General features: G+C 65.8%; 15 protein-coding genes and 2 pseudogenes. 9 read left to right on the top strand and 8 right to left on the bottom strand.

The window, feature by feature from the left end; all coding sequences use genetic code 11:
- Nucleotides 1-29 precede the first annotated feature (29 nt).
- Nucleotides 30-653 carry a TetR/AcrR family transcriptional regulator gene (locus tag AC1DCG_RS03295; RefSeq protein WP_477028281.1) on the bottom strand — a complete coding sequence of 208 codons (624 nt, stop codon included), beginning with the start codon at nt 651-653 and terminating at the stop codon, nt 30-32.
- Between the two features lie 84 nt (nt 654-737).
- On the opposite strand from AC1DCG_RS03295, the gene AC1DCG_RS03290 reads away from it, so the two are divergent.
- Nucleotides 738-2,174, top strand: a complete 1,437-nt coding sequence (locus AC1DCG_RS03290; protein WP_477036386.1) for an efflux transporter outer membrane subunit — start codon at nt 738-740, stop codon at nt 2,172-2,174.
- Nucleotides 2,175-2,195: 21 nt separating this feature from the next.
- Nucleotides 2,196-2,702 (top strand): winged helix-turn-helix transcriptional regulator, encoded by a 507-nt coding sequence (locus tag AC1DCG_RS03285; protein WP_477028279.1) that lies wholly within the window; start codon nt 2,196-2,198, stop codon nt 2,700-2,702.
- 193 nt (nt 2,703-2,895) lie between these two features.
- Here the strand turns inward: AC1DCG_RS03285 and AC1DCG_RS03280 are convergent, their stop codons facing one another.
- The 3 genes from AC1DCG_RS03280 to AC1DCG_RS03270 form a co-directional block, all read right to left on the bottom strand.
- The gene (locus tag AC1DCG_RS03280; protein WP_477036385.1) at nt 2,896-5,619 is read right to left on the bottom strand and encodes a hypothetical protein; all 2,724 of its coding nucleotides are present in this window, start codon (nt 5,617-5,619) and stop codon (nt 2,896-2,898) included.
- Nucleotides 5,616-6,590 (bottom strand): cell envelope integrity TolA family protein, encoded by a 975-nt coding sequence (locus AC1DCG_RS03275; protein ID WP_477028277.1) that lies wholly within the window; start codon nt 6,588-6,590, stop codon nt 5,616-5,618. Before AC1DCG_RS03275 ends, AC1DCG_RS03280 begins: the two co-directional genes overlap by 4 nt.
- A gap of 228 nt (nt 6,591-6,818) precedes the next feature.
- Nucleotides 6,819-7,316 (bottom strand): MarR family winged helix-turn-helix transcriptional regulator, encoded by a 498-nt coding sequence (locus AC1DCG_RS03270; protein WP_477028276.1) that lies wholly within the window; start codon nt 7,314-7,316, stop codon nt 6,819-6,821.
- A 154-nt stretch (nt 7,317-7,470) separates the two neighbouring features.
- On the opposite strand from AC1DCG_RS03270, the pseudogene AC1DCG_RS03265 reads away from it, so the two are divergent.
- Both AC1DCG_RS03265 and AC1DCG_RS03260 read left to right on the top strand, forming a co-directional pair.
- Nucleotides 7,471-7,875 (top strand): annotated as a pseudogene (locus tag AC1DCG_RS03265) (PAS domain-containing protein); the annotation flags it as partial.
- Between the two features lie 27 nt (nt 7,876-7,902).
- A pseudogene (locus tag AC1DCG_RS03260) lies at nt 7,903-8,865 on the top strand (methyl-accepting chemotaxis protein); the annotation flags it as partial.
- 78 nt (nt 8,866-8,943) lie between these two features.
- On the opposite strand, the gene AC1DCG_RS03255 reads toward AC1DCG_RS03260, so the two are convergent.
- Entirely contained in the window at nt 8,944-9,513 is a 570-nt protein-coding gene (locus AC1DCG_RS03255; RefSeq protein WP_477028275.1) for a MarR family winged helix-turn-helix transcriptional regulator, read from the bottom strand.
- A 42-nt stretch (nt 9,514-9,555) separates the two neighbouring features.
- Here AC1DCG_RS03255 and AC1DCG_RS03250 point away from each other — a divergent pair, with 42 nt between their 5' ends.
- Nucleotides 9,556-11,355, top strand: a complete 1,800-nt coding sequence (locus tag AC1DCG_RS03250; protein ID WP_477028274.1) for a response regulator — start codon at nt 9,556-9,558, stop codon at nt 11,353-11,355.
- A 127-nt stretch (nt 11,356-11,482) separates the two neighbouring features.
- Nucleotides 11,483-14,059 carry an HWE histidine kinase domain-containing protein gene (locus AC1DCG_RS03245; protein ID WP_477041375.1) on the top strand — a complete coding sequence of 859 codons (2,577 nt, stop codon included), beginning with the start codon at nt 11,483-11,485 and terminating at the stop codon, nt 14,057-14,059.
- Between the two features lie 341 nt (nt 14,060-14,400).
- On the opposite strand, the gene AC1DCG_RS03240 is transcribed toward AC1DCG_RS03245, so the two are convergent.
- Nucleotides 14,401-14,739, bottom strand: a complete 339-nt coding sequence (locus tag AC1DCG_RS03240; RefSeq protein WP_477028272.1) for a YciI family protein — start codon at nt 14,737-14,739, stop codon at nt 14,401-14,403.
- Nucleotides 14,740-15,132: 393 nt separating this feature from the next.
- Here AC1DCG_RS03240 and AC1DCG_RS03235 point away from each other — a divergent pair, with 393 nt between their 5' ends.
- From AC1DCG_RS03235 to AC1DCG_RS03225, 3 genes are all read left to right on the top strand, one after another.
- Nucleotides 15,133-15,768: an imm11 family protein gene (locus AC1DCG_RS03235; protein WP_477028271.1), complete on the top strand. Its 636-nt coding sequence runs from the start codon at nt 15,133-15,135 to the stop codon at nt 15,766-15,768.
- 418 nt (nt 15,769-16,186) lie between these two features.
- Nucleotides 16,187-17,782 (top strand): FAD-dependent monooxygenase, encoded by a 1,596-nt coding sequence (locus AC1DCG_RS03230; RefSeq protein WP_477041374.1) that lies wholly within the window; start codon nt 16,187-16,189, stop codon nt 17,780-17,782.
- Nucleotides 17,783-17,867: 85 nt separating this feature from the next.
- Nucleotides 17,868-18,758 (top strand): LysR family transcriptional regulator, encoded by an 891-nt coding sequence (locus AC1DCG_RS03225; protein ID WP_477028269.1) that lies wholly within the window; start codon nt 17,868-17,870, stop codon nt 18,756-18,758.
- A 113-nt stretch (nt 18,759-18,871) separates the two neighbouring features.
- Here AC1DCG_RS03225 and AC1DCG_RS03220 read toward each other — a convergent pair whose 3' ends face one another.
- A complete protein-coding gene (locus AC1DCG_RS03220; protein WP_477028268.1) occupies nt 18,872-19,753 on the bottom strand; it encodes an SDR family NAD(P)-dependent oxidoreductase in 882 nt (293 codons plus the stop codon).
- Nucleotides 19,754-19,900: 147 nt separating this feature from the next.
- Nucleotides 19,901-20,158 (bottom strand): Atu4866 domain-containing protein, encoded by a 258-nt coding sequence (locus AC1DCG_RS03215; RefSeq protein WP_058346135.1) that lies wholly within the window; start codon nt 20,156-20,158, stop codon nt 19,901-19,903.
- Nucleotides 20,159-20,169 lie beyond the last annotated feature (11 nt).

Genomic DNA, 20,169 nt, shown 5'->3' with positions numbered 1-20,169 from the left:
AACTCGTCACAAGGCGGATTGGACTCTGTCTACGGCGCGAGGCTGCGCAGGACGAGATTGATCGCCTTGGTCGGGGCCTCGGGCAGCCGGTCCAGATTGTACTTGAGCATCAAGGGGTTCATGAAGCTCTGCATGACCAGAAGAATGGCTTCGCAGGTCTCGTCGATCGGCGTCTTGCGCTCGAACTCGCCAGTCTCTCGGCCCAGGATGATGATCTCTTTCAGGCGCCCCTCGGCGCTGGCCAGATAGGCGATGGCTGACGGCCAATGCTCTTCGGCGGCATGGGCGGCGATGTCGTAGAGCATCTTGTCTTCGAAGAAGAGTTCGGCGCTGGTTGAGATCAATCCATTGAAATATCTACGGAATTTGTCGGCCGCCGACTTGCCTTCCGCCATGCCTGCATCGCCGCCCGCCAGCACCTTGTCCAGGCACTGGGCGCAGATCGCCTGACCGATGGCCTGCTTGGAATCGAAGAACTTGTAGATGTAGGCCTTCGAGAAGCCGATCGCCTTGGCAAGGTCGGCAACCGTGGTCTTGCTATAGCCAAAGCGGCTGAAATGGATCCTGGCCGCATCGACGATCTGATCGCGGATGCCGTGTTCGGCAGGGCCGCGCTGACCGGCGGCAGGGGAGGAGGGCTCGATCGTGGTCATGGCTTGCAGGCTAGCATCTGTCCTTGTGGTTGACAAACGAGTGACGATATTGGCAATTAGTCACGATCTGATCGCGCCAGTGAGATGTCCATGCGCTCTGCTCTATCCGCCCTGTTGACCGCCAGCGCTCTTGTCGCCTCCGGATGCGCCATTGGCCCGGACTACGCCGCGCCCGCCCCGCCCAAGACGGGGACCTTCATGGGACAGACTACGGTAAGCGCACGTGGGCTCGCCCCGGCGCCGGCCGACGCCTGGTGGAAGGGTTTCAACGACCCTGTCCTTGACCGGCTCGTCGATCGCGCCCTGGCCCAAAACCTGGACTTGGCCCAGGCCGCCGCGCGCGTCACCCAGGCAAGGGCGGGACTCGGCGCAGCGACAGCCGCGCTCTTGCCGTCCGCTTCGGTCCAGGCCCAGGCCGCGGCGGTTCATGCCTCGACCCAGACGCCGACAGGGCGCCTCCTGGCCGCCACGCCGAGCTTCGATCGCGACGGGTCGCTCTACGAGGGCAACCTTGTCGCCGGATGGGAGCTGGACGTCTTTGGCGGCACGCGACGCGACCGCGAGGCGGCCCTGGCTCGCTATGATGCGGCCAAGGCCGGCGTCGCCGCCGCTCGGCTGGCTGTGGCCGCCCAGACCGCCGACACCTACATGCTGGTGCGCGGTCTGCAGGAGCGCTTGGCCGTCGCCCGCGGCCAGGTTGAGACCCAGGCGCGGCTCGTCGAGACCGTGAAGCTGCAATATGATCATGGCGCGGCCGCCGATCTGCAGCTGCAACAGGCCAAGGGCGCGTTGGCTCAGACCCGCGCCAGCATTCCCGTGCTCGAAGAAGGCCTGGAGGCGGCGCTCAACGCCATGGACGTCATCCAGGGGGCCCAGCCAGGGACCTACCGCGCCGAACTGATTGCGGCCGCGGCGATCCCCGCCGCGCCGGGCTTGGCTGACGCGGGCGGACCGGCCGAGCTCCTGCGCCGCCGTCCCGATCTGGTGGTGGCCGAGCAGCGCCTACGCGCCAGCAACGCCGAGGTCGGTTCGGCGCTGTCTCAATACTTCCCAAAGTTTTCCCTAAGCGGTCTCGTCGGCACGGCGACGACCAGCCGCGACACGCTTTTCGAGAGCCCGGCAAACCAGCTTCAAGGCGTGGTCGGACTACGCTGGCGGCTCTTCGACTTCGGCCGCGTCGGAGCCGAGGTCAAGGCCGCGCGCGGGCGCAAGGCCGAGGCTCTGGCGGCCTACCAGCAGGCCGTGCTGCGGGCGAGCGAGGATGTCGAGAACGCTTTCGTCAGTTTGGTGAAGCGCGAAGACCAAACCCGGGTCCTCTCCGACGGTGAGGTTTCGTTGGCCAAGGCCAGGACCGCTTCGCAGGTCGCTTACGAGGCCGGCGCGGTAAGCCTCGTGGAAGTGCTCGACGCCGACACCCGCCTTTTGGCCGCGCGCGACGCTCGGGCGCAGGCCCGGACCGAAGCCGCCCGCGCGGCGATCCGATCCTTCCAGGCCCTTGGCGGGGGCTGGAGCGCGTCGTGACAGCGCGGAGGCCGCCAATCCATGCGGTGGGACGACCTTGCTGACCAGCCCTGTTCCATATCCCGCGCCCTGGCGGTGATCGGCGATCGATGGACCCTCCTGGTCCTGCGTGATTGCTTCGCGGGCGTAAGCAAGTTCGAGCAGTTCGGACGCAATCTCGGCATCGCTCGTAATCTCTTGTCGGCGCGCCTGCGGCTCCTGGTCGAAGAGGGCGTTCTCGAAAGGCGCGCCTATCAGGACAATCCCGTCCGCTATGACTATTATCTGACGTCCAAGGGCGAGGCCCTGCACCCGGTGTTGCTGGCCGTCTCCCATTTTGGCGACATCTATTATGCTGGCGAGGCCGGGCCGCCCGAGCTGCGACGCCATGCGCGTTGCGGATGCGACTTCCCGCCGGTTCAGGTCTGCTCGGAGTGCCTGGCGCCGCTCAAGGCTCAGGACGTGGCGACGCGTCCCGCGCCGAAGTCCAAGGAACGGCGAAGGGCGGCGGAGAAGCTTGGCGCGCATCGTCAGCCGAACGGCGCCTGAGTTTGGTTGCGTTCGTGCGCCGTGGCGGCGGGGTCGGACGCTAATTACCCCTGGAGGAGTTTCAGGGGTTCACGTCAAGGCCCACGGCAGCGCGGTTTTCAGGTCCTCGGCAGGGGCAATCTCACCTGACGCCTGCGACTTGAACGTCGTGTTCCTGGAGGGAAGCCAAGGGCAGCTATTGGCGCTATGCAGGCTACCTGCAGAGGTAGCCGCGATAGGCGCCGGTCCGGGGTGGAGGATCATCCAGACCCCAGGAGTTCGGCTTGTCTGCGCTAGCATAGGTCCGCACGAAGACACCCGCGACCAGCTGGGTGGTGAAGGCCTTCGCCTGTTGCCCGACCAACTCCCACAGTCCGGCGCCGCCGCGCTGGACGCTGATCGAGCTTCTTAAGCCACTGGCGAAGTCGTAGCGGAGGGTCGCGCCGGGCACCGTCCAGCAGGTGGTGTAGAGCAACTTCCCGTCCTGATCCAGGATCTCGTAGCCCGCGAGATTGCGGTGGCTCCATTGGAACAGGTCCGGCGAATCCGCCGCCAGGGTCAGCTTGTAGGGCTTCGCCGCGTTCTGACGGCCGACCGCCAGCATGTAGATGCCATCCTTGGGCAGGATGGCGTTCAGTCGGGCTATGTCGACGCCGTCGGCCTTGAGCATCTCGTCGCCCTCAGGCGTGTAGAGCGTGATGGCGTGGCCCCCCGCGCCGGGCGCGCCGGCGGTGGCCTGGAACACCGAGCCGGCCTCGCCGATGAAGGCGTAGAGATCGACCGCTGCGCCCACCTTGCCGGCTGGCCCCTGCACGGACTTGCCGACCTCGGCCAGAAGCACGCCCGCCGGCGGGGTGAACTTCGGCATCGATGGAAGCGCGGGCGGGGCGGGAGGCTTGGCCGGCGGGACGTTCTTCGCGTCCTCGGGCTTGGCGGCGAGAGAAGGCTTCGGCGCCTCGGCCATGACGGGCTTAGGCGGGTCCTTGGGCCGCAGGTCGCTCTCGACCACCATGCGGTACGGCGTCTGGCGCGGCTTGTCGGCCGAGGTCACTTGGATCAAGTAGTCGCCGGCCGCCGGAGCCTTCCACTTCAGGGCGGGGCTTGCGCCGAAAGTGTCGGTGATCAACGTGCTCTGCATGTCGAGTACGCCGACGCGCAAGGGCTTCTGGGCGTCGCTGATAGCGATGGACACCGTCTCGCCGGCCCTAACGTTGATCCTGTAGGTCTCGCGCGCCGAGGTCTTGTCCTCGTCGGTGGCGTCGATGTCGCTTTCAGCCACCTTGGGCAGGTCCAGCGGGATGCGGGCGCCGAAGGCGGTTGGCGTCCAGGGCGGAATGACCGCGCGCAGCGGATCGCGCGTTGGGCCGTCGTCCGGCTGCGGCGCCGCCAGGGCCGGACGGCGCAGAGCGGCCTTCACCGCCGGGTCGGCCAATAGGGTCTTGATGTTGGCGCTGAAGGCGTCCTGGGTCAGGTACAGGAGGCCGCCGGACCCTTTCTTGCGATCAATGCCCTGCTGGGTGGTCAGGCGGGCGAGTTCGGCCCCGGTGGCGCGGTCGCGCGCAACCCAGTCGACGCTCATGGCCACCTTGCCGGCAACCGTGTCGAAATTGGCTAGGCCCCAGTTGAGGATGCAGCCCTGGAAGTTGGTGATCCGCGCCTCGGCCGACAGCGATACGGGCGCGACGCCGTGCGGGGTCTTGGCCATGCCTCCCACAACCTGGAAGCCGGCGGCCCGCAGGTCGTCGCGCAGGCGGGCGTCCAGCGCGCCGGACTCGATGGCGCGGCGCATCTCGGAGGGCTGGACAGGCTCCTTGCTGGTGCAGAAGTCCGCCGCGCCGATCTGGCCGGCGGCCTGGGCTTCGAGGGGCGCGGCCATGACCCAGCGCAGGGCCACCGGGCCAATGGGGCCGTTCGTGGGGGCGGATGCGGTCGTGGTTGGAGCACTCAGCGCGCGAGGCGCCGTCGACCCGCCATAGGGCCGCCGGTCGGTGTCGATCTTCAGTCGGTAGGGCGCAATCTGCGGGCCGCTCGGGGCCCAGAGACTGATAATATGGGTTCCCGTGGTCTTGGCCGTCGCCGACAGCTGCCGTTCGGGGGTCTTATAGTCGGTCGAGGCGAGGTACTTGTTACCGGGGCTGGTGACGGAGATGACGATCTTCGCGGCGGCGTCCTGCATGTCCAGTCGCAGGGTCTCGCCGGCCTCGAGCGGGACGGCGAAGTATTCCCGGGCGCCGCCGTAAAGCATGTCGAGGTCGCTCTCGATGACGCGCGGCGCGGTGACCGATAGAGGCGTCTTGTCGCTCACCCGACGCCAGGGCGGCAGGACTAGCAGTGCCGGATCGCGCGACTGCAAGGTGTTGGGCTTTGCCAAGGCTAGCGAGGGGCGGGTGGCGGCCGCCCGGAACGCTGGATTGGCCGCCAGGGCCCTGGCGTTGGCCATGAAGGCCTCGTCGATCAGCCCGGCCAGCCCGCCGGTTCCGGCCGTGCGCTCGGCCGCCTCACGCGTCGACAGCTTGCCGATCTCCGCGCCGGTGGCGCGGTCGGTCAGGGTCCATTCGACGGCGACCTCGGCCTTGCCGGTGATCTTGTCGATCTTACCAAAGCCGTAGTCGGGCAGGCAGGCGTCCGCCAGAGTGATCCGGGCCACGCCCGAGACCTCGACGGCCGCCGAACCCGAGGTGTTGATCATCACCCCGGCGCCGCTCAGCGTCTCGCGCAGGCGGACGTTGCTGTCGTTGCTGGTGAGGGCGCGGCGCATCTCCGAGGCCGATAGCGGGCCCTGCTTTATGCAGATCGCACCGCCCTTCAGCACCGAGGTCGCCTGCTGGTCGGCGGGGGCGGCGGTCATAGGCCGCAGAGCGATGGTCAGCAGCTGGGCCTGGGCGGACGTGGCCAGGGCCAGGCCGGCGGCGGCGCTTAGCAGCGCGATGCGGCTCATTGGGCGCTGCCCTGCTTTCGGCGCGCCTTGAGGAAGGCTTCCAAGTCGGCTTTGGCCTTGGCGTCGGCTTGGACCTGCTTGGCGGCCAGATCAACCTTCCTTTTCGCCTCCTCAGCCAAGGTCTTCTTGACCTGCTCATCCCAGGCCTTGCCGGCGTCGCGCAGCGACGTGTCGGTCTTCACCGTCAGGCTACCGGTCGACGAGGCGGGCGAGGGCGGTCTGGGCTTTGGCGCGGGTTGCGCGGCGGGCTTGGCGTCCGGCGAGACACCCGACGGGATAAAGAGAAGGTCGTAGATGCGACCTCCTACCCTTGAGTGGTCGATTTCGTCGATCACCATGGCGTTCAGCCTCTCCCGGGTGCGGGCCTTCAAGCACTTCGGCACGGCGTCGATCTTGTTGGCTTCGAGAAACGGCCGAAATTCCTTGCTCTCGATGCCGTAGCTGTCCTCCAGCTTGACCTTGAAGACCTGGCTCTTCCCGTAATCGCCCGTCTCGTAAAAGCGCGGCGAATAGGGCGTCGCGAGGCACTGCATGTAGATCGGCGCATCCCGTATCGGTGGTGGAGCCTTCTGGAGTTCGGCCGGACTCGGCGTCCAATGTAGATTTGTCGAGCGCCCGTCGGCTTCACGGAAGAAGCGCTCGTGCGCCTTGGAGGCGTTGGACTTCGGACCGCCATACGGGCCGCTCATCTTGCAGCCGGAAACGTAGACACTTCCCGGCCCGATCGGTTGTACGGTCTTGCGCACATGGGCCTCGAACAGTTCCGAGTAGCCGTCCTGATCTACGCCTTCCACCCAGTCAAACTCGTCCGAGTAGTAGGTGTGGCCATTCTGAACGGCGCTCAGCGATTGATGAGGAACATGCTGTCCTGGGACGAATTGAAACACCCAGCAGGCGAGGTCGCCAGCGCTCGCCGCGCTGGCGAACATGCAGGCGCAACAGACCACCAGCGCCGACAGAAAGCGTTTCAAGCTCAGCCCCAACTCAATATGCGCTCTTTGCGCAAACTCGCGTTATGCGAAGGTGCGCCAGATGTACGGCTAACATCCTCAGCCCTTCAAGACCGCCCGTTCGGGTGCTTCGTCCTTCCAGCAGGGCGTAGACGATGCAGTCTGACGCCACGACCGGGTTGATGGCGAATGTCGTCCTCCTGGAGGCTGCCCAACGGCAGCTTCTGGCGCTAGCCCGGCAATAATGGCTCAGCCGACCTGCGACGCGTTGGCGAGCATGTCAGCATTCAAGGCCTGCAGGCTCGCGCGCATGACCGCGATCTGGTCGCCGGACAGCGGAAGTCGCGCGACGACACTGCGACGGACCGCCAGGACCTTGTCGCGAAGCGCCCATCCCGCGTCAGTCAAGTCGACCCAGACTCTTCGTTCATCGGCCGGGTCCCGAGACCGGGCAAGCAGACCGGCGGACTCCATCCTTTTAACCAACGGCGTAATCGCTCCGGTATCCATGCAGAGTCCACGCCGCAGGTCGCCCATGCTGCAACGGTTGCTACGCTCCCAAAGGGCGATTAGGACCAGATATTGGGGATGGGTCAGGCCCAGCGGCTCGAGCAGCCCGCGGTAGATCCGGGTGACGTGGCTGCTGGCGATCTGCAGGGCCAGGCACAACTGCTTGTCCAGGTGCAGGTCTGTGTAGTCGGTCGCCAGCCCCTCCGCGTCGGATTTTTCTGCAGGACGAGCGTCCATCGGGAATGCCTCCAAAATCCCCTAGCGCCTAAACCGAATCCGTTAAGGTCGCATGTCCATTATCCGCATCTGAAAATATCGTGGTCGATATAATCATGTCTTAAGCAAAGCTGTGTATGACCCGACTTCCTCCCTTCTCAACGAAAGCGCGGGCATGTTCGGCAGCGGCAACAAGCAGACGGCGGAACTGCGAAAGCAGGTCGCGGACCTCGAGGCTATTGTCGTGGCCGTCCACCGTTCGCAGGCTGTGATCGAATTCGAGCTCGACGGCACGATCATAGACGCCAACGACAACTTCCTGGCGACCATGGGTTACCGGCTGGAGGACATCAAAGGCCGCCCCCACAGCATGTTCGTCCGGCCGGAGGACGCCGGCAGCGCCGAGTACGCCCAATTCTGGGAACGCTTGCGCGCAGGGGAGGCGTTCGCCGACGCGTTTCGCCGAATCGGGGCTGGCGGGGCGGAGATCTGGATCCGGGGGTCCTACAACCCTGTGCTGGACGCCCAAGGCAGACCCTACAAGATCGTCAAGTTCGCCACCGACATCACCGAGATTCGTCAGCAGCAGGCGGCCAGCAACGCCGCTCGCGATCGCGCCGAGGCTGAGCAAGCGCTGGTCGTATCGACCTTAGGGGAAAGCCTTGAGCGGGTCGCCGTGGGCGATCTGAGCGTGCGTATCCAAGCCGTCTTCCCTGGCGGCTACGATCGCATCAAGCAAGATTTCAACCGCTCGGTCGCCAGCCTGAGTCAGGCCATGGGCGCGATCGAGGGCGCGGCTGATAATCTGCGCATGGGGGCGGGCGAGATCGCGGCCGCGGGCGAAGACCTCTCGCGCCGCACCGAACAGCAGGCCGCCAGCCTGGAAGAAACCGCCGCGGCGATGGATCAGATCACCTCCACCGTTCGACGTAGCGCCGAAGATTCCCAGMAGGCGGCGTCGGCGGCCTCCGGAGCCCGCATGGACGCTGTGCGATCAGGCGATGTGATGCGCGACGCCGTCGTTGCGATGGCGGAGATCGAGGCAAGCTCCAGCCAGGTCGGCAAGATTATCGGCGTCATCGACGAGATCGCGTTCCAGACCAACCTTCTGGCGCTGAACGCCGGTGTGGAGGCCGCGCGCGCGGGCGAGGCTGGTCGCGGCTTCGCCGTCGTCGCCCAGGAAGTCCGCTCGCTGGCCCAGCGATCCGCCGAGGCGGCCAGGGAGATCAAGACCCTAATCTCCACAAGCGGACAGCAGGTGGCGAGGGGAGTGCGTCTCGTCACCGAGACTGGGCAGGCGCTCGACGAGATTGTCGACAAGGTGGCCCACATCGACACCCTTCTCGCCGCAATCTCCCGGTCGGCTCAAGAGCAAGCGCTGGGGCTCAACCAGATAAGCACCGCGATCAATCACATGGACCAGGTGACCCAGCAGAACGCGGCCATGGTCGAAGAGACCACGGCGGCGGCGGCCAACATGGAAGCCGAGACCCGCAATCTGACGGGATTGGTCGGTCGGTTTCAGGTCGATGCGGAGGGGCGGGGCACGCCGCGAACTTTGGCTGCCTAAAGCGTCTCGTTTATGGAGGTGCGCCAAGGTCGGTTCATGGCGCAGGGCGGGTTGAACCAGAACGCCGAAAACCGGCGCTCAGCGGGTTTCGAGCAGGGTCAGCAGCACCTGGTTCATCGCCTGCAGTTCGCCGCGCAGCGCTATGATCTGGTTGTCGGTCAAGGGGAGTTGGCGCACGACCGCGCGCCGCGCCTCCAGGGCCTGCTCTCTCAAAGCCCACCCCTTTCTCGTAAGCTCGACCCAGACGCGCCGCTCGTCTCGTTCATCGCGCGAGCGCTTGAGCAAGCCCTTGCCCTCCATGCGCTTGACCAGCGGGGTAATGGCGCCAGTGTCCATGCAGAGCAGGCGGCGCAGATCACCCATGCTGGCCCGGCCATCCTCCTGCCAGAGCGAAATAAGCACCAGATACTGAGGGTGAGTCAGATCCAGAGGATCCAGCATCGTACGATAAAGTCGGGTCACCAGACTGTCGGAGGTCTGCAGCGCCAGGCAGAGCTGCTGATCGACGCGCAGCTCCTCAAAGTCGCCAGGACGTGGTCCCAGGCGGCCTGAGGGGGCGTCGGCGACGGGGCGATCCTGCACCATATGTCTGGTTGTAGACCAACCAGCCCTAAAATTCAAAAACATCAATGTCAAAAATATCGACATCGATATAATCGACTCTTAATTGTATCGGTGCGAGAAGCGAGCATGAAGATTTTCTCGCTCCCGTTCGGCAAGGGCCCGACGCCAAGCGTACGAGGCCTCGCTGGCCGGACGCTGATCGTCGCGCCGCCCGCCAATCACGCGCGCCGCTCAACTGTCGTCGTGGCGCAGGGGCTGCGTTACTGGCTGCTTGGCGGCTGGGCGCTGCTGCTGGCCAGCGTCTGCGGCGTCGAGATCGCCGCGGCCTGGTTCGCGATCTGCTGCGGCCTTGGCCTAGCGCGGGGGCGGTTCGAGCAGGCGTTGGCTCGCCGGCCGGGCGTGAGCGTCGGCGCCGAACTGACCGCGGTGGCGACGCTGACGTCGGCGGCCTGGGCGCTGGCCCCGCTCATGACTTGGTCCGCGCGTGGCCCCTGGTCCCTCCTGGCCACCACAGTCTTTCTGTTCGCCGGCGTTTTGCTGGTGGCCACCCAGTTTCGCCACCTGCCCAGGCGCGCCCTGATCGTGGCCTCGCCCTACCTCGCCGTGCTCGGCTACGTCCTCGTGGCGGCGCGGGACACGCCTAGTCGCTGGGCGCTCTTGGCCTCGGTCGGCGTCGCCGGCTCGGCGATCCTGACCAAGATCTTCTTTGGCAGGGTGCACAAGGCTCAGATCGACGCCTTCCAGGCCGAGCAGGCCCGTCTGATCGCTGAGCTGGAAGAAGCTCGTGACGCGGCGACCGCAGCCAGCGACGCCAAGTCGGCCTTCCTTGCGATCGTCAGCCACGAACTGCGTACGCCCATGAACGGCGTCCTGGGCGCGGCCCAGCTTCTGCGCCGTGGCGCCCTCGATGAACCGGCTCGTGATCTCGTCGCCGTCATCGATGAGCAAGGGCGCATGCTGGCCAGTCTGCTGGACGATGTTCTGGACTTCGCGCGGATCGAAGCCGGCAAGCTCGAGGTGGCGCCGGCCGCGACCGAGCTTGACGGGCTTCTAGCTCGTACCGTCGCGCTTTGGACGCCGCGTGCACGCGACAAAGGTCTCTCGCTGGAGCTTCGGGTCGCCGAGGACGCGCCCACCGCGCTCATGACCGATCCGGTCCGACTGGGCCAGATGCTGCACAACCTTTTGTCCAACGCGGTGAAGTTCACCGAGCTTGGCGGCGTGAGCGTGGAAGTGAGCGTCGATGTCGTCGGCGGCCAGGAGCGCTTGCTGATCGCCGTCGCTGATACAGGGCCGGGCGTGGCGGCCGCACACCGCGACCGCCTATTCCAGGCCTTCAGCCAGATCGACGCCAGCAGCACGCGTCGTCACGGGGGCGCGGGTCTTGGCCTTGTGATCTCGCGCCGCATCGCCGGCCTTCTTGGAGGCGATCTTCGCCTTGAGGCGACGGCGGGAGGCGCTCGCTTCGTGATCGAGCTTCCGCTGGTGCGTTGCCAGCGCCCCGGGCAGGCTGGTCCAGACGGTGCGGGGGAGGTGGTCTCGCGTCGAATCCTGGTGGTCGAAGACCATCCTGTAAACCGCAAGATTCTGGCGACCTTCCTGGAAGCGGCTGGTCATGCCTGCGTCATGGCCGAGAACGGCGCCGAAGGCTTGGTCGCAGCCCGTGCGGGAGCCTTCGACCTCGTCTTGATGGACGTCAACATGCCGGTGATGGATGGCCTGGAAGCGGTCAAAGCAATGCGCCAGGAGGGTATCGCCATTCCAACGGTGATGCTCAGCGCCAGCGCGGCCGAAGCCGATCGGCGGGCGGGCCTGGACGCCGGGGCCGACGGCTATCTGGCCAAGCCAGTGGAGTTTGCGAAGCTGCAGGCGGTTATCGACGCTGCCTGTTCGTCCCTTCCCATCGTGCTCAAGGCGGCCAGCTGATGATCGGCCCCTGTGCGACCAAAGCCCCTGTCCTGGCCGGAACCAGTCAAACAGTGGACCGTTCTTCGCTCCACGCATACGGCCAAGCTCCATGGGGCGCTCAACCTGCGTTTGGAGCCTTCTAGACTTGACTGACGAAAATGCGCCCGTCGACCTGACCAATTGCGACCGCGAGCCGATCCACATCCTGGGCGCCATCCAGCCGATCGGGTTCTTGATCGCGCTCACGGCCGACTGGCTGATCGCCCGGGTCTCGGCCAATATCGAGGCCTTCATCGGCTATGGGCCCGACGATCTGCTGGGCAAGCCGCTGTTCGAGATCTTCCAGCCCAAGGCCATTCATGATCTTCGCAACCGCTCGGCTCTACTACGCGGCGCCGACGCCGTCGAACGTGTGTTCGACCTGGAAGTGATCCCAGGTCGGCCCAGGTTTGACATCGCCCTGCATTTTTCCGGCGGCCAGATCGTCATTGAGGGCGAGCCAGCCTCGGGCGAACATGGCGACGCCACCGGCATGGTGCGCTCGATGATCGCCCGCCTGGATGGCGCTGCCGATTTCGCCGCCTTCTACCGCGAGGGCGCGCGCCAGGTGCGGGCCCTGATCGAGTTCGACCGGGTGATGGTCTATCGCTTCGCCGCCGACGGCTCGGGCGAGGTGGTGGCCGAGGCCGTCCGCTCGGGCATCGGCGCGTTCATGGGCCTGCGCTACCCGGCCTCGGACATCCCGGTCCAGGCCAGGGAGCTCTATCGCCGCAACCTCCTGCGGGTGATCACCGACGTCAACGCCACGCCCGTGCCGATCGTCCCGCAGCGCGACCAGCACGGACAGCCGCTTGACCTGTCTCTTTCGGTGCTGCGGTCGGTCTCGCCGATCCACATCGAGTACCTGAAGAACATGGGCGTGCAGGCGTCCCTGTCGATCTCGATCATCGTCGAGGGCAAGCTCTGGGGGCTGTTCGCCTGCCACCACTATTCGCCGCGCTGCCCCACGTTCGAGCGCCGCTCGGTCAGMGAGCTGTTCGCCCAGATGTTTTCGATGCGGCTGGAAAGCCGCGAGCGGCAGGAGACCGTCGAATACGAGCGCCGGGCCCGTGACATCTCCGACCAGCTGCTCGGCGCGGTCGCCTCCGACGACACGCTGCTGAAGGACCCCGACTGGCTGGGCGATATTCTCACCAACGCCATCCCCGCCGACGGGGTAGGCGTCTGGCTGGGCGGTAACCACGCCTTCTCGGGCACGGTCCCGCCGCTGGCCGACTTCCGCCGTATCGTCCGGGCGCTGAACGGCACCGCGGCAGGCAAGGTGTTCGCCACCGACTGCATCGGTTCGCTGATCGACGACGCCGGAGATTTTGCGTCCGATGTGGCAGGTCTTTTGGCGATTCCGATTTCGCGCTCGCCGCGCGACTACGTTGTGCTGTTTCGCAAGGAGCTGATCCACTCAGTCCGCTGGGGCGGGGACCCGCACAAGCCGGTCGACTATGGCCCCAACGGCCCGCGCCTGACACCGCGCGCCAGCTTCGCCGAGTGGAAGGAGCTGGTTGAAGGCAAGTCGCAACCGTTTACGGGATCGGAGATCCGCGTCGCCGAGACCCTGCGCGCCACCCTGATCGAGGTCGTGCTGCGTCTGGCCGACGAAGCCTCCGCCGAGCGCCAGCAGGCCAGCGCCCGCCAGGAGCTGCTGATCGCCGAGCTGAACCACCGGGTGCGCAACATCCTGGGTCTGATCCGCGGCCTGATCCGCCAGTCGCTGCCGGCCGGCGGCGACATCGCCGAGTTCGTCAAGGTCGTCGACGGGCGCATCCACGCCCTGGCCCGGGCCCACAACCAGATCACCGACGACCACTGGGGCCCCGCGCCCCTGCAGGCGCTGATCGACGCCGAGGCCGCCGCCTTCGTCGACGAGCGCGACCGCATCGCCGTGCAGGGCGAGCCGGTGTCGCTGAACCCGCAGGCCTATTCGACCCTGGCGCTGGTGTTCCACGAGCTGGTCACCAACTCCAACAAGTACGGCGCGCTGTCGGCGGAGGGCGGGCAGGTCACCATCGGCTGGCATCGCAATGCCGGCGGCGACCTTTCGGTGGAATGGCGCGAGGCCGGCGGCCCGCCGGTCGCGCCGCCGACGCGAAAGGGTTTTGGCACCACGATCATCGAGCGCTCGGTCCCCTATGACCTGGGGGGCATTGTGAAGGTCGACTATGATCCGAAGGGCTTGCACGCGATCTTCAACATTCCGGGACGTCATCTGTCCGAAACCCGCGCTGGCGCCTCGCCGCAGGCGATCAAGTATCCGCGTCCCGCGCCCGGTCACAACCAGCCGGCGCCGTCGAAGATCCTGCGGGGTCATCGCGTGTTGCTCGTCGAGGACAGCCTGATCATCGCCCTGGACGCCGAGGACATCGCCAACCGCCTGGGCGCCGAAGCTGTCACCACCGCCGCCACGGTGCCGGGCGCGCTCGATGGCGTTGAGGCCGATCCACCGACCGTGGCGGTCCTCGACATCAACCTGGGCGATCGGACAAGCTATTCGATCGCCGATCGACTAGCCGAGCTGAGGGTGCCGTTCCTGTTCGCTACGGGCTATGGCGAACAGGCTAACCTTCCGCTTGAGCATCGCGGTCGTCCCGTGATCCAGAAGCCCTACACCCTGGAGAATGTGGCGCGCGCCATGGACAGCTTGGGCGTCGAGCCCAGATTGTCCTGAGCTTGCTCCTCAGGGGAAGCAGCACAAACAAAACGGGACCGACCGGTTTGGCGATTGCTTGCGTCGGGCTCCGGGGGACTGCCCTACGACCGCCCATCATAGGGATCGGGCATGGGCATCGCCGGGCTTGCCCCATCGAATTGGATCGCCAGATCTTCAAATTCTGGCTTGGGAAAACTAGAGGGGCACCGCTTCGCCGGTATCAAGATGTAGGTCCGAGAACGTCGAGGAAAATAGATCCGCAAGCCCGAGTTGAGCACTTGAGTGTCCATTTTCTGGAGATGCACCAATAACGGTTTGTGGCGCTGGTCCGTCGGCCAAGGCAATTTGGGGGCGGCAGTTCAGCTGGCCGGATCGAACATGAACTCGCGCAGTTCCTGCGAGCAACGGCAGGCGGCTGCGATCTTCCGCGCCCACTCAACGGCCTCTTTACGCGACGGCAAATCCAATATGGTGAACCCACCTTTGAGGTAGCTGCCGGGATAAATATCGGCCGATACCGCACCATCAGCGGCCACCAGTACGGGCACGACGTTTTCGGCGATGCCTCCGCCGAAGACGTAAACCCCCGCCGCCTTGGCTTCCTCAATTACCGCACGCGCGGCGGCGGCCACGATTGGGAACTCGTCTTGAGTCAGCACCATGGCTTCGCTTGGGAAGGAGATGAGGTACTTGGTCATCTGCGGACTGTGCACGAGACCGGGGAGCAGAGGGAGAGGCCATTGAAAGTCGCGTCCTGAGACTAAGTATTCGTTTGCCCGACACCCTGGGATTGGCGTCTTATCGAACGCTAATTGATTCCCAGCCCGCAGCGGACGCGGCTACGCGCCTCCGGCGAACGTCGTCTTCCTGGAGATGCGCCAAGGGCAGCAACTGGCGCTGCCCAGGCCTGCGATGCAGGCCTTCGGATCGGCCGGAGGGTGGTTAGCCGCCGCTGCCTCGTGCTAGCGAATGACCGGCTTTCGCCCTTATGCCAATCTCGGCTGTTGGCGGTAACGAAGCGAGCGGGGTGGTCTCGGGTGGCTGATTCTGATCTTTCGGCTCTCATAGATCGAACGCCTCCCGGGGGGAGGGTGCTTCACAAACGCATAGACGGCGCACTGGAAGAGCCTCAACGTTTCCTTTTCGCGCGTCGTAACTTTGAATACATCGATCCAGCGTTTACTTGGAAAAATGCTCCCGAACCTACCGAGACGCCTCGCTCTCCATCGCGCGGAATGACTGGCCGACCCATCGGCGGTCTGATCAGTTGCGAATTATCCTTCGATGGCCGCGTAGATCAACTTGCCGATTTCTATCCAATCGCCCAGGGGCCATTTTTCGTATCTGGCAAGCTGCTCGATTTGATACTCAAATATGATGCCGATGCGATCGATTATCGCAAAGAAGAGGTCGCGTCTACCGACGGTTTCACAGAATTCTTTATTGTGGTTCCAAGGCGAGTGATCGACGGGGTCGATTTGGATAAGACGACCGTGCAGGTATACGACGATAATCTAGCTGGAACATTTGTTCGGCGCGTGAAATTTCCGGACGGAATGGTGTTTTCGTCGGCCATTCCTTCCGAAGTGCACGCTTTTTGGGACTGGCACTCCAGGAATTGGCTTTGGTCCAGAGAGCTCTTTGGCATCTGTGCTCAGGCGGGAGTTCGCGGGATTGGCGGCGTCAAGGCAGATGCACGTGATCCGGGTGAAAGCTTCCTTCTGTAAACTTCCGGAGCGGGCTGAATGCGGCTCTTGAACCGCCCCACCCATGTGGCTCTTGGGTCCGATTAGGGTCGATCCCGCCCTTGCGCTTGGCTCGTTGAATGTCCTGTTCCTGGAGGGGCGTCAACGTCAGGAACTGGCGCTGCCCGGCCGGGCGACACAGATGGGTCTCTCCCGGTTCTGATCTGTGGCTTTTGACGGTGATTGAAGGATGGCGGCCTCTCAGATATTGAGGCGGTGTCGGAAAAGGCAGGCTTGGTCTGGTCAGCCCAAGCCCTTTCGGTAACGAAAGCTCTGGTCTTTGGCCTCGCGCCTGGACTCCCACGGCGAACCCCGGACGCTCAAACGAGCGCCCGTCGTTCGTCCGGGCGTCCTTGTTCGAGGAACGCTCCGGTCGAACACCATCGACCAAGGAGCAGCCATGGCTATTTTTCCCTCCCTCACCCACGACGTCGTCATCGTCGGCGCGGGCCCGGTCGGGCTCTTTCTTGCCTGCGAACTCAGACTCGCCGGCGTCTCGGTGGCGGTGCTCGAACAGGCCGCCGATCCGCGCTCTGCGCTGAAGGGACCCCCTTTCGGCATACGCGGCCTCTCGGCGCCGACCCTTGAAGCGCTGCATCGCCGCGGCTTGCTTGAGGCGATCGAAGCCGCCCAGCTGTCCAAGCGATCCGCCGGCGAGACGATGGCCGCCTCTCACTGGATGCAGCAGCCGCGCCGTCCCGCTGGTCATTTCGCCGGCATACAGTTCTTTCATGAGGACATCGACGTCACGTGCCTGCCGTTCCGCCTCCCCAGGCCGGCGGGCGTCAACATGCCCGTGGACATGCAGTCGCTGGAGGCCGTTCTGGCCGAGCGGGCCGTCGCCATGGGCGCCGACATCCGGCGTGGCGCCCGTGTGGACCACTTCGAAGCGTCAAGGGACGGCGTGGTGGTCCAGGCTGGCGGCGAGCGGCTTTCCGCCCTCTGGCTGGTCGGATGCGACGGCGGGCGCAGCGCCGTGCGCAAGGCTGGCGGCTTCACATTCGTCGGCACCGATCCGGAGTTCACCGGCTATTCGGTCGACGCGGTCCTGGCCGATCCGGACGCGCTCTCGCCTGGGCGCAACTACACCGCGACCGGCGTGTACACCTATGCTCGGCCTGGCGTGATCGCGATGGTCGACTTCGACGGCGGCGCGGCGCACAGGACCCAGGCGCTGACTTTGGACCACGTTCAGAGCGTGCTGCGCCGTGTGTCGGGCGCCCACGTCACCCTCACCGCCCTGAACCTCGCCACCACCTGGACCGACCGCGCCTTCCAGGCCACGGACTACAGACGGGGGCGCGTTTTGCTGGCGGGCGACGCGGCGCATATCCATTCGCCCCTCGGCGGCCAGGGGCTGAACCTCGGCCTCGGCGATGCGCTAAATTTGGGATGGAAGCTCGCCGCCGTCATCCGCGGCGAAGCGACCATCGACCTGCTCGACAGCTATGGCGTCGAACGCCGGCCGGAGGGCGCCCGCATCCTCGACTGGTCACGCGCCCAGGTCGCTCTGATGCGGCCCACCCCAAGCACGCGCGCGCTGGAGGCCATCGTCCGTGATCTGATCGCCACCGGCGACGGCGCGACATACTTCGCCGAGAAGGTCTGGAACCTGTCGCTCCGCTACGATCTCGGCGGCGCCCATCCGCTGGTCGGCCACAGCGTCCCGGATTTCGCCTTCGCCAGCGGGCCATCGGTCGGCGTACGCTTGCGCGAGGGCAGGGCGCTGCTGCTCGACTTCGCCCCCGGAACCCCGCTCGCGGCGCTCACGGCCCCTTGGCGGGGGCGGTTGTCCTATGTCGCCGGTGAGCCTGAGGACCGATTGGGCCTGAGCGCCGTGCTGGTCCGACCGGACGGTTTCGTCGCATGGGCGAGCGACGAAGACGGGGATGCTGAAGGTCTACTTCAGGCGCTGATCCGATGGGGCGGCGCGTGGAGCCGTCCAGCCGGCGATACGAGCTCGGAACGGTTGCGGAGAGGGCGCGCAGGCCCGTAAAGCAGGCAGGTGGTTGTCCGGTCAGCTGAGATGCTGGTGGACGAAGCTGAGGTCGGATTCGTGTCGCAAGCTGAACTCCCAAGCCATGCAGCCTGATCTCAACGCCCTTTCGGTCTTCGCGCTTGTCGCCGAGGAGCGCAGCTTTCGGGCGGCGGCCGACCGTCTGGGCGTCACGCGCTCGGCGGTCAGCCAGACCATGAGCCGCTTGGAGGAGACGCTGGGGATCGCTCTGGTTCGACGCACGACCCGCAGCGTCAGTCTGACCGAGGAAGGCGAGCGTCTCTATAGGCAGGTCGCGCCTTCGCTCGCCGAAATGCGCGCGGCCGTGGAGGCGGCGGGCAGCCTCGATGAGCGGCCGCGTGGGCAATTGCGCCTGGCCGTTTCCTCGATCGCCGAACGCTTTCTTTCGGGACCGTTCCTGGCCAGTTTCGCCAGCGCCCATCCCGACGTGCAGCTGGACGTCAATGTCACCGACGAGGAGTTCGACATCGTCGCCGAGGGCTATGACGCCGGGGTCCGCCTGGGCGAGGTGATCGAGCAGGACATGATCGCCATTGCGGTCGCCAGCGAAGAGCGCCAGCTCGCTGTCTGCTCGCCGGCCTACCGCGACCGCTTCGGCGCGCCTGCCCATCCTCGCGACCTGGCGGCGCACCGGTGTATCGGCTGGCGACCAACGCCGAAGTCGGCGCCCTACCGCTGGGAGTTCGCCGAGGGCGGCAAGGAGTTCAGCGTCTCGGTCGAGCCGGAGATCACCACCAACGACATGGCGTTGATGGTCAAGTTGGCGGTGGCCGGCGCCGGGATCAACTTCGGGATGGAGGAGTGCTTCCGCCCCTCTATCGAGCGGGGCGAGCTGGTGCCGCTTCTCGAGGACTTCTGCCCGCGCTTCGCCGGCTTCTATCTCTACTATCCCAACCGCCGGAACATCTCGCCCAAGCTTCGGGCGCTGGTGGAGCACGTTCGGCGCTGGAAGTAATGCTCGCGAAGCCCGGAGGAGCCGCCTTGCTCCACCGTGGCCTTCGCCGTCGGCGGGGAAGGCGGTCCGCTGGGGCGCTGGGTGAGCGGCGGCTCTGAAGCCGCCGCCTGGCGCTAGGAGACCTTCAGCAGGTGCTCGTAGCCCATCATCCCGAAGACCCGGGCGGTCTGCGCCTCGACCACCTCGTTGACCAGCGGGGCGCCGTAGTCCGAGTAGTCGACGACGGTGCGCATGGGCTTTTCGCCCTTGGGGATCGACAGCACCCGGGCGACCTCGTCGGCGACGCCCTGGACCGGCGCGTCGGTGCCGGCCAGGAGCGCGCGCAGGCCAGGCCCGATGTTGTCGAAGTCGTCCTTGAACCGCGCGTAGCCCTCGACGACCTTCTGGTCGCCCGGATGGACGGCTGACTGGAAGTGGGCGGTGCCGTCCGGGAAGATGCCCGGCATGACGATCACCGTTTCGACGCCGAAGCGGTTGACCTCGTAGGCTGTGACCTCGGCCAGGGCGTCCAGGGCGTACTTGCCGGTGATGTAGGGCCCCACGAACGGCGTGACGATGCGGGTGATCGTGCTGCCGACATAGAGCAGGACGCCGTCGCCCTGCTTGCGCAGCTGGGGCAGGGCGGCGCGGTTGAGCCTGTGGGCGCCGACGACATTGGTGTTGAGGCAGTCGGTCAGTTGCTCGGACGTGAAGCCCTCATAGACGCCGATGAAGAGGTGGGCCGCATTGTGGATGACGATGTCCAGGCGGCCATGGTCGGCGACGACCTGATCGACGGCGGCCTGGCAGGAGGCCTCGCTGTGGATGTCCAGGTCGACCACGCGGACATAGCCGCCATGGTCCTGGGCGTAGGTTTCGAGCGCCTCGCGACGGGCCAGGCTGCGCCCGTTCGGATCGCGCACRCCGGCATAGACCGCGTAGCCCTGGCGGATGAGGGTTTGGGCGGTGAGCAGGCCCATGCCCGTTCCAGCGCCCGAGATGATAACCGTCTTCATCGTGTATCTCCTTGATCGCGCTCCGGAGAAGAAGGGGATCGCCAGCCTGGAGGCGTGCGCCAGCGATCCCGGCAAGCCGGGGCTTGAGGTTCGAATTGGTTGGATGTTGAGGAGAGGAGGCCGGGCGTTGGCCCGGCGAGGGGGCGACTAGCGTTGCCGGAAGAAGATCATCCCGCCGTGGTGAAGCTCGTCAGGGGTGACGAACTCGCCATCGGCCGTGAACCCGGTGTCGTCCCAGTAGTCGATGTGGTTGGCGTCGACTTCGTATCGCCCACGATAGGCGCTTTTCCTGGCCCCGCGCGCTTCGTCGTAGCGGCCGTTGGCGAGCAGTTCCTGGCGAATGCGGCCGTCAGCGGTGACCCACATACCGACATAGGGATGCTGTGCAGCTGTCTGCGGCGTCATGGCTGGGCTCC

Source organism: Caulobacter sp. 10L414 (assembly GCF_056395525.1).
This window is presented reverse-complemented; position numbering and strand designations above follow the sequence as displayed.

Excerpts from the sequence above, each read along its gene's own strand:
- AC1DCG_RS03295 (WP_477028281.1), bottom strand. The coding sequence starts at position 653 with ATGACCACGATCGAGCCCTCCTCCCCTGCCGCCGGTCAGCGCGGCCCT.
- AC1DCG_RS03290 (WP_477036386.1), top strand. The coding sequence starts at position 738 with ATGTCCATGCGCTCTGCTCTATCCGCCCTGTTGACCGCCAGCGCTCTT.
- AC1DCG_RS03285 (WP_477028279.1), top strand. The coding sequence starts at position 2,196 with ATGCGGTGGGACGACCTTGCTGACCAGCCCTGTTCCATATCCCGCGCC.
- AC1DCG_RS03280 (WP_477036385.1), bottom strand. The coding sequence starts at position 5,619 with ATGAGCCGCATCGCGCTGCTAAGCGCCGCCGCCGGCCTGGCCCTGGCC.
- AC1DCG_RS03270 (WP_477028276.1), bottom strand. The coding sequence starts at position 7,316 with ATGGACGCTCGTCCTGCAGAAAAATCCGACGCGGAGGGGCTGGCGACC.
- AC1DCG_RS03255 (WP_477028275.1), bottom strand. The coding sequence starts at position 9,513 with ATGTCGATATTTTTGACATTGATGTTTTTGAATTTTAGGGCTGGTTGG.
- AC1DCG_RS03250 (WP_477028274.1), top strand. The coding sequence starts at position 9,556 with ATGAAGATTTTCTCGCTCCCGTTCGGCAAGGGCCCGACGCCAAGCGTA.
- AC1DCG_RS03240 (WP_477028272.1), bottom strand. The coding sequence starts at position 14,739 with ATGACCAAGTACCTCATCTCCTTCCCAAGCGAAGCCATGGTGCTGACT.
- AC1DCG_RS03230 (WP_477041374.1), top strand. The coding sequence starts at position 16,187 with ATGGCTATTTTTCCCTCCCTCACCCACGACGTCGTCATCGTCGGCGCG.
- AC1DCG_RS03225 (WP_477028269.1), top strand. The coding sequence starts at position 17,868 with ATGCAGCCTGATCTCAACGCCCTTTCGGTCTTCGCGCTTGTCGCCGAG.
- AC1DCG_RS03215 (WP_058346135.1), bottom strand. The coding sequence starts at position 20,158 with ATGACGCCGCAGACAGCTGCACAGCATCCCTATGTCGGTATGTGGGTC.